9 protein-coding genes are annotated in these 14,953 nt (G+C 42.8%); 8 read left to right on the plus strand and 1 reads right to left on the minus strand.

Going from position 1 to position 14,953, the window contains the following annotated elements; translation table 11 throughout:
- Positions 1 to 2 precede the first annotated feature (2 nt).
- The 4 genes from ABL924_RS01180 (at position 3) to ABL924_RS01195 (ending at position 4,928) form a co-directional block, all read left to right on the plus strand.
- Positions 3 to 1,673: an AAA family ATPase gene (locus ABL924_RS01180; protein ID WP_349025236.1), complete on the plus strand. Its 1,671-nt coding sequence runs from the start codon at positions 3 to 5 to the stop codon at positions 1,671 to 1,673.
- A 5-nt stretch (positions 1,674 to 1,678) separates the two neighbouring features.
- On the plus strand, positions 1,679 to 2,272 hold the full coding sequence (locus ABL924_RS01185) for a TniQ family protein (protein ID WP_349025237.1): 594 nt from the start codon (positions 1,679 to 1,681) through the stop codon (positions 2,270 to 2,272).
- A gap of 128 nt (positions 2,273 to 2,400) precedes the next feature.
- A complete protein-coding gene (locus tag ABL924_RS01190) occupies positions 2,401 to 3,321 on the plus strand; it encodes a TnsD family Tn7-like transposition protein (RefSeq protein ID WP_349025238.1) in 921 nt (306 codons plus the stop codon).
- Positions 3,322 to 3,485: 164 nt separating this feature from the next.
- Positions 3,486 to 4,928: a Tn7-like element transposition protein TnsE gene (locus ABL924_RS01195; RefSeq protein WP_349025239.1), complete on the plus strand. Its 1,443-nt coding sequence runs from the start codon at positions 3,486 to 3,488 to the stop codon at positions 4,926 to 4,928.
- 108 nt (positions 4,929 to 5,036) lie between these two features.
- On the opposite strand, the gene ABL924_RS01200 is transcribed toward ABL924_RS01195, so the two are convergent.
- Positions 5,037 to 5,693 carry a histidine phosphatase family protein gene (locus ABL924_RS01200; protein ID WP_349025240.1) on the minus strand — a complete coding sequence of 219 codons (657 nt, stop codon included), beginning with the start codon at positions 5,691 to 5,693 and terminating at the stop codon, positions 5,037 to 5,039.
- 173 nt (positions 5,694 to 5,866) lie between these two features.
- Between ABL924_RS01200 and ABL924_RS01205 the strand changes: the two genes are divergently transcribed.
- The 4 genes from ABL924_RS01205 to ABL924_RS01220 all read left to right on the plus strand — a co-directional run bounded on the left by ABL924_RS01205 (position 5,867) and on the right by ABL924_RS01220 (position 14,857).
- Positions 5,867 to 6,115: a helix-turn-helix transcriptional regulator gene (locus ABL924_RS01205; RefSeq protein WP_349025241.1), complete on the plus strand. Its 249-nt coding sequence runs from the start codon at positions 5,867 to 5,869 to the stop codon at positions 6,113 to 6,115.
- Between the two features lie 508 nt (positions 6,116 to 6,623).
- Positions 6,624 to 10,154: an SNF2-related protein gene (locus tag ABL924_RS01210; RefSeq protein ID WP_349025242.1), complete on the plus strand. Its 3,531-nt coding sequence runs from the start codon at positions 6,624 to 6,626 to the stop codon at positions 10,152 to 10,154.
- The gene (locus tag ABL924_RS01215; protein WP_349025243.1) at positions 10,151 to 13,282 is read left to right on the plus strand and encodes a hypothetical protein; all 3,132 of its coding nucleotides are present in this window, start codon (positions 10,151 to 10,153) and stop codon (positions 13,280 to 13,282) included. Before ABL924_RS01210 ends, ABL924_RS01215 begins: the two co-directional genes overlap by 4 nt.
- A gap of 174 nt (positions 13,283 to 13,456) precedes the next feature.
- Positions 13,457 to 14,857, plus strand: coding sequence for a hypothetical protein (locus tag ABL924_RS01220; RefSeq protein WP_349025244.1), 1,401 nt, complete (start codon positions 13,457 to 13,459; stop codon positions 14,855 to 14,857).
- Positions 14,858 to 14,953: the final 96 nt, after the last annotated feature.

Genomic DNA, 14,953 nt, shown 5'->3' on the forward strand with positions numbered 1-14,953 from the left:
AAATGACTTTGCCAGCTAACTTTTTAAAGGCAGTATATCGTGATCCAGGGCTTCAAAAATACCAAGGCAATCCATTCATAGAAGCGTTACCACCCATTATTGGGCTCAAAGAATTAAAGAAAGGCCTTGAAGGTGTAATTGAATTCAACCCCAAGGATTTGTTTGAGGATGGCAATATACGGGCACACCTGATCTGTCAGGTACTTTATGATTTTTTTCAACCCTTTGCCAGCCACTATCAATTGGAGTCCAAGCTGTCGATCATGATACGCCAAGGTTATGTAGGTCGGAATCCAAGCGATGGGTCATTAAACCTTCACATGCAAAATGGATATGAGCGGGTACAGGCGGGTGACCTGGATGTTTTTAGGTATGAACATGCAAAATCTACCGCCCTTAGCCTATCGCTAATTGGCTGTTCGGGGTGCGGAAAAAGCACTACGCTTACCCGGATATTGGCGACCTACCCCCAGGCGATTTATCACGATAAATTAAACCTAACCCAGATCGTTTACCTGAAAGTCGATTGCCCCAACGATGGCTCCTTGAAAAGCCTATGCATGTATTTTTTTCGGGCAATTGACCAATTGCTTAAAACCGACTACGAAAGAAAGTATGGGATGAAGCGGCATAGCGTACCTATACTGCTTGCCATAATGAGCCAGTTAGCCAATGCCCATGCCATCGGGGTATTAGTCATTGATGAGATTCAACATCTCAGCCAGCAGTTCTCCGGCGGGGTGGAGTCGATGCTGAATTTTTTTGTGACCTTGGTGAACGTGATCGGAATTCCCGTTGTTTTGGTCGGTACGCCCAAAGCCCGTAGGATATTTGAAATTGACCTCCGCTCGGCGAGGCGCAGCGCGGGATTCGGGGCATTGCTCTGGGAGCCGATGAAGAATGAGGCTTCCAAAATTGACAAAAATTCCGGCAAATTAATACCGTCTGAATGGGTCGCGTTCACCGACAAACTTTGGAAATACCAATGGCTGCAAAAACGTGACGAAAACTTGGACGATGAAATTCGTGAATCTTGGTACGACCTGTCACAAGGCGTGGTTGATATTGTCGTAAAGTTATTTGTTCTGGCGCAATTACGGGCCATAGTCACGCGGACTGAACGAATCACGGTAAAACTGCTTAAACAAGTTTACGATGATGAACTGAAGCCAGTCCATCCGATGCTGGCCGCTTTGAGGTCGGGGGATGTGGAGCGGATTATGGAATATTCTGACCTATACATCCCTGATATGGATCAAAAACTCCTCGCTTTAAGACGGGACATAGAACAGGTTTTGTTAAACGAGCCAAAGCAAGATGACTACTATGGGGGAAATGAACAAGCCCGGAAATTACATATTATGTTAGTTGGCTTGGAGTGTAGCCCTGATTTAATCCGGCCTTTGGTTGAGCAGGTAATCAGCGAGTATCCAGAGAAGACCATCTTAGAAATGATGTCTTTTGTATTGGAGCGAAGTTCGGTTTCGGATAAGCCGGTAAAATCTAGTCGCCCCAAGCTTATATCGGTCAAACAAAAAGATTGGTGTACATTAGAAACCGAAGACATCCGTTTTCAATATTCACAATCTGATCAGGAAACTAGCGTTTACCAACTGCTGAAAAAAACCAATGTCGTATTTGATATAGATAACTGGATGAAACATGCAGGTTAGACAATATGATCAATTTTCCGGTGCCTTATCCTGATGAAATAATCTACAGCACCATTGCCCGTTATGGGGTGCATTTCGGTATCACTAGCCCAAAGCAATTGTTGGATGACATATATGGCGACCGTAAAGTGGTAGCCACTATCGACTTGCCCAATCGGTTTTCATTAATATCAGCCCATTTGCAAGATTCAAAACGTGACAACGGCAGTAAGTTTGATATTGATACGCTGATATATGAGCACACCTTGTTTCCGTTATTTGCGCCTTTTGTGCCGGAAGACAGGCGAATAAAATGCCGGGCTTGGATGAAAGCAAGCTCGAAAGGGGCTATACATCTAATGCTTGGTATCGCAGCATCCAGGATCAAAGTCAGAAACCATTTGCGTTATTGTCCGATATGCATTCAGGAGCAGATTTCAATATATGGCGAACCGTATTGGAAAAGAATCTGGCAGGTGGCAGGCATTGATCATTGCCCGTTGCATGGTTTGTTGTTAACCGCGCAAGTCCCGAACAAAACGCAGCACAGGCATCAATTTTTTCCCGCTATGCCGAGTTATTGTCCGATACAACCCCAATCTATTGCTCCGGCCTTTTAAAGTTTTAAGCCAAGTCAATTGAATGTATTGATGCGCATGGCTTTAATTCAGAAATAATTCAAACTTCACAAGACCGAATCTATAAGCCATTAAATGAAACAGCCATCATCGTCAAACAGGTAGAAGGTTTGTTAAACCGTCCCCAACATAAATCTGCCACCTTTGCCCAATGGAGTGCATTTTACCGGCATCTTGCAGTATTGAATGATTGTAGGAAAGGTAAGCGGGTTGATTATGAGGCGATTAGGGAAAGAACAATAGCTAAATGGCCAATCCGCTGGCTAAGGGAGCAGCGGCTTAATATCACAGGCCAAGGAAATGATTGGTGGGTTGGGTTGTTTAGAAAACACAGGAAATCATACAATTACCTTCAACATATCGTTGTGTTACATTCATTAATGCCGGATGGTTGGACGATAGCGGAAGTGCTAGGTGAAGTGAATAATATGCAAATCAAGCCCAATACTAAAACCAGGCTGCCGGAGCAATCAAAAATTCCGCTAGAACCGCTTGAAAATTACCGGAATAATTGGGAGCGTTTAGTTGGCGAGCACGGAATAAAATCAGCTAGGTCAGGAAAGCCTGGTGGAGCAATTTACGCTTGGTTATATCGGCACGATACCACGTGGTTACTGGCTTTTAATGATGAGCATGGACTCAATCCAAAACCTCAAAAACTACGTGTCAATTGGGAAGCGAGGGATAAGCATATAGTTGGTCAGTTAATACTGATTAGAAAGAATCATGTAAACCAACTTCACCATCCACAAATGACCCGCAACTGGTATTTGTCGAAATTCAACAACCATTCCAGTGTAGAAAAAAACTTGTTCCGCTTGCCGCAAGTTAAGCTATTTTTTGAAAGGTATTGCGAACAATTGGCCGATTACCAAATTCGTCGCATCAACAGGGTGATGGCCGATGCCCAAATAAGCGGTCAGCATATCAAACACTGGCATGTCTTTCGTGAGGCTGGCTTAAGCGAAGAGCGGATCACCGAAAAAGCCAGGGATTACCTAATTAACAAGATGGGGGTGAGTATTGCATGACACAAATATCGCAGGTCTTGACGAGAACGTCACCATCATCGCGATTGGTCACTTATTTCGCCGAATAAATGGTTCGCAATGGGGTGTTTAACCTAAGATTCCACCCTGCCCAAGGAAAACATTCGCTTTCCATTTCCCAAGCACCAACCCTCGCTAGGAGGCGGGTGCTGAATCAGACTATTCCTGTCTTACCGGCAGGTTATCAAGTCAATTTCAGTATCAAAAACACCCAGGATTGGGTTGTTTGTAAGCTGTCGGATTGTCCTATATTAAGCGAAAACCAAAGGAGGATGGCGGAAGCGAATGAACTTTGTTTTAATTTCAAAACGGACAATGGTTATAGCATTTACCTTCCGCAATTTGAGTTGGCAAGGGCTTTATTTTTCCATGATGCCTACATGGCAAGAACGGCCATGGATTCGGAGGTGCTTAAAACCGAATTCGATATTGTCCACGATCAAGCTAATGACGCTGTTTCTGTAAATGTTTCAATTAGCTCTAGCTATCGCCTGAAATCGTTCGAGAATATAGCAGCAAGAAATATATTGAGTTGGATTTTGGTTGATCCAGATGCCCGTGCTTCTTTTGAATCTATCGTCAAATATGAAAAACAATATGCGATCGAACTTAATGATTATCGCAATTGGAGCTTTCAATTTGATCCGCCAAAACTGAAGAATGCCAACTTCATCGTCAGGGGCAAGTTTGATAAAGTTTCGGCCTGCCTTCTGGTTTTTGAGGTGGTTGCTGTCAAAAACCTATCTCATAACCTCCCGAAAGAAGTGAAAATATTTCACCCGAAGTTCAAGGAATACGTTCGTGGCCAGGGCGGTGGCGGCTATGTGGCAACGGACGACCTACCAGACGAATACGACTTACACGATGGTGAAGAGGCTAACCTAGATAGCCAACATATCGTGTTGGCCGCCCCTGATGTCGAATTTGAATTTGTACACCCCTTTAAAACAAGCAGGGTTTACAACAAAAAACAAAACAGTCCCGGAGGCCGAAAGGATGAAGAAACCGGCAACCAACCAAGTAAAGACGTAAGCTCGGAAGAAAGCTCGATTACTGGGGAGTTACCCCAAGCGGACTGGGATACGGCTGCCGACTCCTCCGATGATATTCACCTGTATGCTAGCAAGTTCGATTGCTTTCAGCAAATGTTGGAGCTTTTGAAAACCAAACATGACTGCATAATAGTTTCCACACAAATCAGGAAATTACCCAAACTGCCTCGGTGCAACATGCACCTATTGAAGACTGAAGATAGCCCCCGGTGTATAGCGACAGCTAATATTCAATATAAAAGCCAGAGTGTTCATTTGCTTGAAGTGGACACTTCGGATGCCGCAAAATCATTATCGACTTTACTGATAGTAGTCAAAGAGCCAAGGATGTGGCCACTACAACTGGAAGAATTGGAAATGCAACTTGTTAAACGGTCTTTGCGCTGGCCATCCAGATATTTAAACAAAATCTCTTTGGACAAAAAGCATCAGGGTATCCCGCACCCAAGAACATCCTCTGCAAATAAGGGATTGCTCGATCCTGATTCCATAACTAAATGGGCTTCGAGAGTCCAAACCTGGATATCTCAAATTTAGTGAAACAATTGCAAGCAGCTACACAGCACTAAATAGATTGGTCTCATGGCTTGTAGCTGCAACAATTAAAACAAGGTGTAACAAAGAAAATTATATTAGCTAAGATCATCATTCCTCGGAGAGCAAATAAGCCTGTAACAATTTCTTATCGACTTGCACACGCCAGTTATTCGAACCTTTGCTAGTCAAGCGGTAAACGATGCCATTCGCTAATGGTAGGCCGGTTTGAAAGCGCCGGAAAGCCTTCATGGACAGGCTGTCGAATACCTCAAAGCCCAACAGTTGCCAGACCAGTAGGCCGAACCAGATGCCGTGGCCGAAAATGACGGTGCGGTCGGTCAATTGATCCATGATGGCCTTGAATTCAATGACACGTAGATTGAATTCCGTAAAGGTATCGGCAAAATCCCCCATTCGGCGGTGAATGTCGGCGTCATTCCAATAGGCGTTCGCCATTGGCCGCCGCTCCTTCCCATTCATCCCCAAAATCAATTCATGTGACAAGGCTGAGAATTCGTTAAGTTTGGGTACTACCACAGGATCATGCCGATTCCTGTCGCAAAAAGGCTTGGCGGTCTCTTGGGTACGGATGTGCTCGGAGACCAGCACTAGATTCGGTTTAACATCCAGGTGTTCCGCAATGAATTTCGCTTGCCGATGTCCCCGTTCTGTTAACGGGATGGCTTTGTGGACCATCGTCCTCCCACCCGCATTCGAGACGCTTTCGCCGTGACGGATGAAATAGAGAGTTTTGCTCCTTGGCATGGGTATCTGTCCAGAGAAGATAGGGTTTAATCGGCAATCAAAGTCGGGAGCGTGAACTCATCACGAAAAAATGTGCCAAATCATTATATACAAGCCATAACTATAAGCTGATATTCGCCATTTGTCACTCATAGAGCGTGGTCTGATAGGTATCAGGACAGTAGCATGGAACGATGCCTGACACCCATTCAACCACTACTGATCCACGTATCCTTTTTGGTGAGCGACTGATTGAACTGCGCAAAGCCAAAGGTTGGTCGCAGGAACGGTTATCCCTGGAAAGCGGAGTAGCGAGGAGTTATTTGGGAGGTGTTGAGCGTGGGCAACGCAACATTGCCTTGGTCAATATCTGCCGCCTAGCCGAAGCGTTGGCAGTTTCCCCTTCGGAGTTGCTTAGTTTTAAAGTCAAAAATAAGGCATAAAGTCAAACCAAGTAGTTTAGAGCGCCTCCTCCACATAACGGACATTGGATTTCAAAATTTAGGATATTTATTGAATTAGTCTTTTCGGCCAATTCCAGTCCTTCGAATCATTCGATTGCTCAACCTCAAATTGTCATAAACAGACCTTCAGATGAATTTGAGATTCCATCATCCAATGCCAAAAATATTTAGTCTTTGCTACATAAAAATCGGCAGCACTAAGATTTAATATTGATAGCTTTGGGATTTGGTTTTCAAAAAAGGGAAAGAACCCCATTTTTAATGGATTATATAACGGCGATTCTAATGTCAACGGCCTATTATTCATTCTCTAACAAACCTTTAAGCAACTGAGATCTCATGCCACCAATACTTTTGGAGTCGTTTCGCGTCGCTCTACCTAACATATTGAATATATTTATCTACTAAGCTACTATTCCAGAATGATTTTTCATGCAAGGTATGTTGCCTGTGCTTAATTTGAACCTGTTCTACAATCGAGCAAGCTATGGATACGGCAATTTTTAACACCCTGACCAACCAACTTATCAATGCCTTAAAGGATTCGCTGCCAAATATTTCCACTGACGGGTGGGAAACATTGGTCGTTGATAAGTTGACCTTCCAGCAACGGACGCTCGCAAAGCAAAAAAATCTCACTGCGCTCGATCAACTCGACCTTGCCGCATTACTCCGCGTGGTAGACCAAAACTGGTATGAACTTTCCCAGCACCTCAATCTTGATAAATCCGCCCGGAATTGGCTGAAAGAAGCCCAAACTATTCGCAACCGCTGGGCACATGCCCCAGCAGGTGGACTGGATAAAGAAACGCAATACCGCGATTTGGACACCATTGAACGATTGTTGCAAGCGTTCGGTGCAAATCAAGTCTCTTTGAATGCTTTGAGGGATGCCAAGAAAACGCTTATCAATGAACTGAATGAAGGCAAAAGCACGATACCTCAAGCTCAACCAAAAATTGTAGATTCAGGAACCCTATTCAAAACCGGTGACATTGTCCGGTTAAAAGCCCAACCCGCCAAAACAGGTGCGGTGATCTCGTTTTCGCCTAACAAACCGGAAAACCGTTATACCGTTTTCCATGATGGTTCCACGGCAACCTATTACGAATCCCAGTTGGAATTGGCAGAAGCCCCAGAGCAAAGAAAACAGATATCGCCTGACGATTTACATGCTGCAATGACTGCCCTGCAACTTCGCCATCCCAGCACCTCCCATTTATATTCCTTACGGGCATCACGGATTAACTTTGTGCCCTACCAATTTCGTCCGGTACTTAAGCTGATCCGGTCTGACCGCCCTAGATTGCTGATTGCCGATGAAGTTGGGGTAGGTAAAACCATTGAAGCCGGGCTGATATTAAAAGAACTCCAAGCCAGGAGCGAGATTAAATCTGTATTAATCATTTGCCCAAAGGCTTTAGTCGCTGAACGCAAATGGCTCAATGAGATGAAACGTTTTGATGAACGGTTTGAACAGTTAGACAGCAAGTCTTTACAGTATTGTATTGAAGAAACCCGGCTGGACGGTGTTTGGCCACAAAAATATGGCCGATCAATCATCCCTTATTCGCTTTTTGGCGAAGAAATGTTAATGGGCAAGCAACAAGGCCGTAAGAAACAACTGGGTCTACTCGATCTTGATCCACCACCTGCTTTCGATCTCGTCATTGTCGATGAAGCCCATGCCGTTCGTAATACAGATACCTGGGCGCACCGAGTTGTCAGCTATTTTTGCCAAAATGCCGAAGCCGTATTGCTACTATCGGCCACACCGATTCAACTGGGCAGTAAGGACTTGTACACCTTATTGCATTTACTACGCCCAGATGTCATTACGAGCCGCCAAGATTTTAATCAAATGGCAGAACCCAACCCAGACATAAATAAAGCTATTGAAGCCGCTCGTGGGGCAAAGCCCGAATGGAAACAGCTTGCAAAAAATGCGTTGGATGATGCTTGCTTAAGTTCTTGGGGTTTAGGCGTATTGGCAAATGATCCCAAATTTTGGAGTGTTTATGACGTGTTGAACAGCGACGATGAAAGCCCTGAAACCCGTCTTAAGCTTATCCGTCAACTGGAAGAACTGTATACTTTCTCGTCGTTCATTAACCGCACCCGACGTCGTGACATCGGCAATTTTACGATCCGTAAACCGGAAACTGTAACGGTTGAATTTACCCCAGAACAAGCGGCTTTACATACGAACTTAATTGAATTAATTGCACGAATGCTTGCGCACAGGCATGGTCATCAAAACCTCAAGTTTATGCTTTCTATGCTAAGACGGCAAGTTGCCAGTTGTGTATTTGGCCTGGCTCCATTTTTGGAATCAATGCTGCATAGGCATTTAACACAATTGGAATCAAGTGAGCTTGATGAAGACATTAACCCAGATGAAATCAGTGCAACAATTACCGAATTCCGATCTGATGTTGATTCCTTAATCCGTCAGGCTCAAGCCATTAGTGGCCCTGACCCAAAACTGGATGCTTTTCTCAAAATCATTCGGGATAAGCAGAAGCTCGCTAACAACAAGCTGCTCGTGTTCAGCAGTTTTCGTCATACCCTTGCATATCTCATTAAAAACCTTAAAGACGAACCAACACGCTTCGGCTTGGTTCACGGCGACATACCAGACGACGAACGCCGTGATTTACGAAATCGCTTCAGTTTACCTAAACAAGACGCCAAAGCAATCGACGTATTGTTATCATCGGAAGTCGGCTGCGAAGGTTTGGATTACCAATTCTGCGACGGCATGATGAACTACGATCTGCCTTGGAATCCGATGCGCGTTGAGCAACGCATAGGCCGTATCGACCGCTATGGACAAAAAAGTGAAACCGTTGTGATCTACAACTTCATAACGCCCGGCACAATAGAGGCCGATATTTACGAACGCTGCTTGTTACGGATAGGTGTATTTCAACAATCCTTGGGCGGCAGTGAAGAAATACTGGGTAAATTAACTAGCGAAATCAGAGAAATCGCTGAAAACTTCGAGCTTAGCGTTGAAGAACGAGAACAACGACTTCAGCAAATAGCCGACAACGAAATTAGGGTTATCCAAGAGCAAGCCAAATTGGAAGAAGACCAAGCAAAGTTATTCGGTCTTAGCCAACCCAAACGGGATGAAGACATGGTTAAACAAGCTGAAAGTTTTTGGCTAACTTCCGCTATGCTTGCCAACCTGATCAAACGCTACCTAACAGCCTTAGGCGTTACGAATATTCCTGCATCATTCGGTACTAAAGATACAACTACGTTACAGTTGGGGCAAGAAATACGCAATAAAGTGTTTGAAGACTTTAAAAAACATAATTTCACAGGAGAAACAGCACAATCTTGGTCACGCTGGTTGAAGGGTGATAGCCCTTATCTTGAGCTAACCTTTAACCAGGAAAGTGCAGAAGAACGCCGTGATTTGCCCTTCATTACCCCGGCCCACCCACTCGCCCAACAAGCGGCGCATTCAGTTGAACCAGCAACACCGCTGGAATGTAACTTCATAATATACAGCACAACATTACCCATTGGGCAACATCCTTACGCCATTTACCGCTGGCAAAAATTGGGCTTAAAAGAAGATTTTACCTTTCAGCCGATATGCGCTTGCCCTGAACTGGTTAGCCAAATGTTGACATTGTTAGAAGCCGCCGAACCCTTAGAAGAACAGGGCAAAAGTTTTAACCAAGATAACGAACAAGCACTGGAAAGGTTTCATTATACTATTTGGTTAGATACTCGCGCAGCCCATATTGAACAAGTCCAACAACACACACGTTCTCGTCTTGACTCATTAAAAACCACCCACACCGCCAGAATAGCCGTCCTGGAAGAGCAGCGCGACCTTAACCCCAGCGAAAATATTAAACGCATGAGGACATCCCAAATGACCTCGGCAAACCGGGATTATCACCAACAAGTTGAACGGTTAGAACAAGCCACTAAGCGAGCAGACATTTTGGCGGAGGCTGTGGCGTTTGGTGTTCTGGTTGTGGAGAAAGCGCATTGAATAAAAACTTGGAAGAACTGAAACAACAACGCCAAAAATACATCGAAGGAATTCGAGCTAATAAAGGTTTTGAAGATGGCATTAAAAGACTACTTACCGAACTTTACCCCGACAATGCCCATTTTATTTACGAACTATTACAAAATGCCGAAGACCCACAAGCCACGGAAGTCACTTTCAATTTATCAAATACGTCAGTTAAATTTGAACACAACGGCAAACGCCTATTCACCATCAAAGATGTTGAATCAATAACCAGCATCGGTAACAGCACAAAACGTGATGACCCCACCAGCATCGGCAAATTTGGCGTTGGTTTTAAGGCGGTGTTTGCTTATTCCAATACACCGGAAATTCACTCAGGCGATTTTCATTTTCGTATTCATGATTTGGTCGTACCTGAAACCAATGGGGTCAACAATACCAATAGTGTTGATCGAAAAACCAACTTTATTTTTCCTTTTGACAACCCAAAGAAGCCACCTGATACCGCGATTAATGAAATTGAAACCGGATTACGTAACCTCGGTGACAACACCCTCCTGTTTTTAAGCCATATCCGAAAAATTGAATATAGGTTACCTGATGGTTCGACGGGTTCATTGCAACGTATCGACCATCACGGTGGACGTATTGAAATTCATACCAAGCATCCGGGGGGCGATGAAACGATTTCTCACTGGTTGCATTTCCAGAAAACTATTGATGTTACCGACGATGATGGAAAATCTAAAACTTGCAATGTTGCTATTGCTTACAGTTTGGTCGAAGAGTCGAATAAAAAAACAGAAGGTACAACATGGAAAATTGTTCCGCTGCCTCATGGACAAGTGTCTATTTATTTTCCGGCTGAATCAGAAACCTCCAACTTGCGCTTTCATCTTCATGCGCCGTTTGCTTCCACGGTAGCGCGCAACAGTGTACGTAAAGAAAACAGCAAGGCTAATCATGAATTACGTGACCGCATCGCTGAACTGGTCGTAGAATCGCTTACAGCCATCCGCGATCAAGGCATGTTGACGGTAAGTTTTCTGGCAGTGTTGCCTAACCCTGCGGACAATTTGTCAGGCAATGCGCCGTTCTACGAGCCTATTCGCAAGGCTATTATTCAAGCGTTCAAGGTGGAAGCGCTCACTCCTATGAAACAGATAGGTCATTATGCTGCGGCTGAAAACATTTTTAAAGGACCTGTCACCATATCGGATGTCATCAATGACGACGACCTTGTCTTTTTGCTTAATGACAATTATGAAATACCTATGTGGGTTGCGAACCCTCCGCAACGAAATCAGCGGGAAGACAGGTTTCTTGAAAGCCTCAATATTGAAGACTGGGGTTGGAGTGAGCTAACTGAAAACTTAAACTGGCTGGATGACGAAGAAGCAGATCGAATAAATACCTGGATAAGTGGTAAAGATGATGCTTGGCTTCTGCGGTTTTATGCTTTATTGGGCGAGGCCTGTGATACTCACGACGATTGTGCTGATGTAAGTAATTTGCGTATTGTTAGGGTAAATACGGACGGCGGCGACAAACATGTATCACCCAAGGAAGCTTACTTTCCTCTCGAAGATGACACAAAACAACCATCGCAACCAGATATTTACTTTGTAAAGTTGGCTGTGTACGCAGTAGGACGTTCCGAATCTCAGAAAAAGTTTGCGAAGTCATTTCTCGAATCAGCCGGGGTCCGCCCTTATGACTTAAAGGCATCTGTCCAGTTGAGATTGGCACACTATGAAAATCCTCCTAAGCAAATTGAAGATAACCATTATGAAGACCTGAAGCTATTCATTTCTTATTTTAAGAAAAATCCTTTAGAACAAAGTATATTCAGAAACCGAACCTTCTTGCTTGGCATTTCAGGCGGAGACAAACTATATTGGTCAAAACTTGACGAGTTATGCATTGATAGCCCCTATATTGAAACTGGTCTAGCAGAATTAGCTATTGCTACAATCCATCAAAAACGACCAGTTTGGCCTGGCTATCAAAAAAAAATCAGTAAGCAAGAATTCAATGATTTTGTTGAGTTTTTAAAAGCCTCAGCGGCAATGAAAGAGCTTACGATTGTGAAGGCAACGCTCAATCAAAATCACCTATATTATGAAAAGCTATTAGAAGGGAGGTATAACGCAAGAGAAACTCATACAGCCATTCGAGATGATTATACTGTCCATAATCTTGACCGTTACTTAAATATAAATTCAATTCAATGCTCTCGCCTCATTTGGAATGCACTAATTAAAGCCCATTTCAACTATGCAAAAGCCAGATATCGACCAAATCAAGAACACACAACACGCGAGGTTGAATCCCAACTGGTTTACAATTTGAAAAACTATGCCTGGATTCCCAACAAACAGGGGGATTTCTGTAAGCCGCAAGACATGTCAAGAGAAGAACTACGAGATGATTTTCCTTTTAACAACGGCAACGGTTTATTGACTGCTATTGGATTTGGCGAAAATGCCAGGAGACGTAGCGAAGAATACCAAGCAATAAACAATAAAGCACAGGAATTCGGTTTTGAATCAGCCGAACGAGCAGCAAAATGGGCTGAATTAGATAAACTTGGCATTTCACCTGATGAATTGCTGGCACAACAAAAGCACCCCGAACTGCCGGAAGAATCCGTTCCCAATCCTGAACGCCGACGCAAAGGTGTTTTAGAACGCAGCGAAAACACGCCATCCAAAGAAAGCATTTCACGCGAACGGTCTATCCAACCCGGAATTGCTAATGTTGTTGCCGAAGCCAAAGCATACCTCCGGGCAAAATACACCAACACAAACGGCGAAATGGTTTGTCAGTGTTGTCATCATGAAATGCCTTTTAAAATCGGAGAATATTATTATTTCGAAGCGGTACAGTTCATTAAAAAAATTGAAAATCACCACATCGAAAATCGCTTGGCACTTTGCCCCACTTGCGCTGCTATGTACCAATACGCTCGTGAAACTGACGAAACAGAAATCCGCCGTCTTCTTGTTGAACATGATGCACCTGATGACGCATCGTCGGTAGAAATTCCAACGACCCTTGCAAAAAAGCAGCAAATTCTTCGTTTTGTTGGAACACACTCGTTCGATTTGAAAACAATTCTTAATGATAAATCACAGAATTAAAATTTATTTTCTGAAAACCACTTACAGCACATTTTCTAAACCATCAATCAATTTAAACGACTAGGTAATATTATTTTGTAAGTTGTTCGCTACTTCCAGCAATGCCAATGGTTTATACGATACAGGGAATAGGCTGAAATAAAACCATATTTTGAACGAGATTAATAATTAAATATGAAGAAGAATCCTAAATATCAACTTAAACATTTAAGTGTTCGTGTGCCTTGGCATGACAATGGTTGGAATGGCACAATCTGTAAACATCCTTCCTCAAATAACGCGTGTTTGGCTTTAAAAAATTGTGCATTAAACCGAAGTGATGAAGCCGAAGATAGCAATGCCAATAAATCAATTGAAGATTTAACACAAGATGCTTTTCCTGTTTGTTTTGGGGAAAGAGCCACATTCATGGCTCCATTTTCATTTTCAAAAACCCTATATCACCCATATGTTGATATTTATCCTATTAGTCATGGGAATTTAAAAGAAACGCCGCTGCGTTTTCCACCATTTTCTGCCAATAGTGTTCCATACAGGTGGATGTCCAAAAAAAGTAATGAAATATTTATTAAAAACCTAGACTTAAAATATGATGAAAGTAGAGAGCCCGAATTAATAAATAAATACAATGAAAAAAAAGATGTAAGCAAATGGGTTCAGCAAAGTGATAATCAGAAAGCTTTGCTCAATGGATTTTATGAGCATTTTGAAAATAATTCTTCTCTAGTATTTTTTTATGCTAAGCAAGTACCTTTTGTTGAAGAATCAGGCAAAGTTTTGGTCGGTGTTGGACGTATAAAAGATATATTGCCATCTGAACCATACAAAGGATCAAACAACCAATTTTCTGCTTCATATTGGGAGCATATGATATTGCATTCTATACGCTCAGAATGCGTTGATGGTTTTTTGATACCTTATCATGCTGACTTAGCTTATCAGCAAGAGTTCCCCAATTTTGATCCATCGATTTTAGCTGTAAAAACGCCAGAAGATAAGGCATTAGAATTTTCATATGCTTCCGAACATGTTGCAACTGATACTGCCATTAGGATTTTATATCAGTGTGTAAAATCCATTGAAATTGCGAAAGGATTAGGTATTGGTCAATATCACGATAAGATTCTTATTTGGATACATAATGAAGTTGCTCGACTTGAAAAGCTAAGAGGCGACTACCCTGGAATGGGGGCAGCTTTATGTGCTTTTGGTGTTGAAAAGGGGCATTTCGTTGCTGCTGAAATATCATCTGTTGTTAAGGATGACCAAAATGCATGGGAACTATTTGAGCAAATACTAAATGGCGAAATAGTTATTTCTACTGAAACGGCTGCATTAATTACTCCAAGCATTAAAGAAAATTATCTTAATTTAAAATGCAAAACTGACTATACCAGAATTGATTTACTTCACTTGCTTAGCCGATTTGATATTAGTATTGACCAAGCTAAAATTCTGTATGTTCAAGAAGAAAGGGAGCAATTTAATCAAGAAGTAAAAGATATCGATATCCTTTCAAATCCTTATCTACTTTATGAAATAACTAGAAAAACAAAATTCCCTATTTCATTGTGAGACCTTTGCACAAACAGCAGAAACTCCGGCTGACTGGTCAAAAGCCGATTTTTTTGAATTGGCATTCACCTTAATGGGCGGTATTCGGCTGAAATA

The sequence above is a fragment of the Methyloglobulus sp. genome (genome assembly GCF_040079455.1).
GTDB lineage: Bacteria > Pseudomonadota > Gammaproteobacteria > Methylococcales > Methylomonadaceae > Methyloglobulus.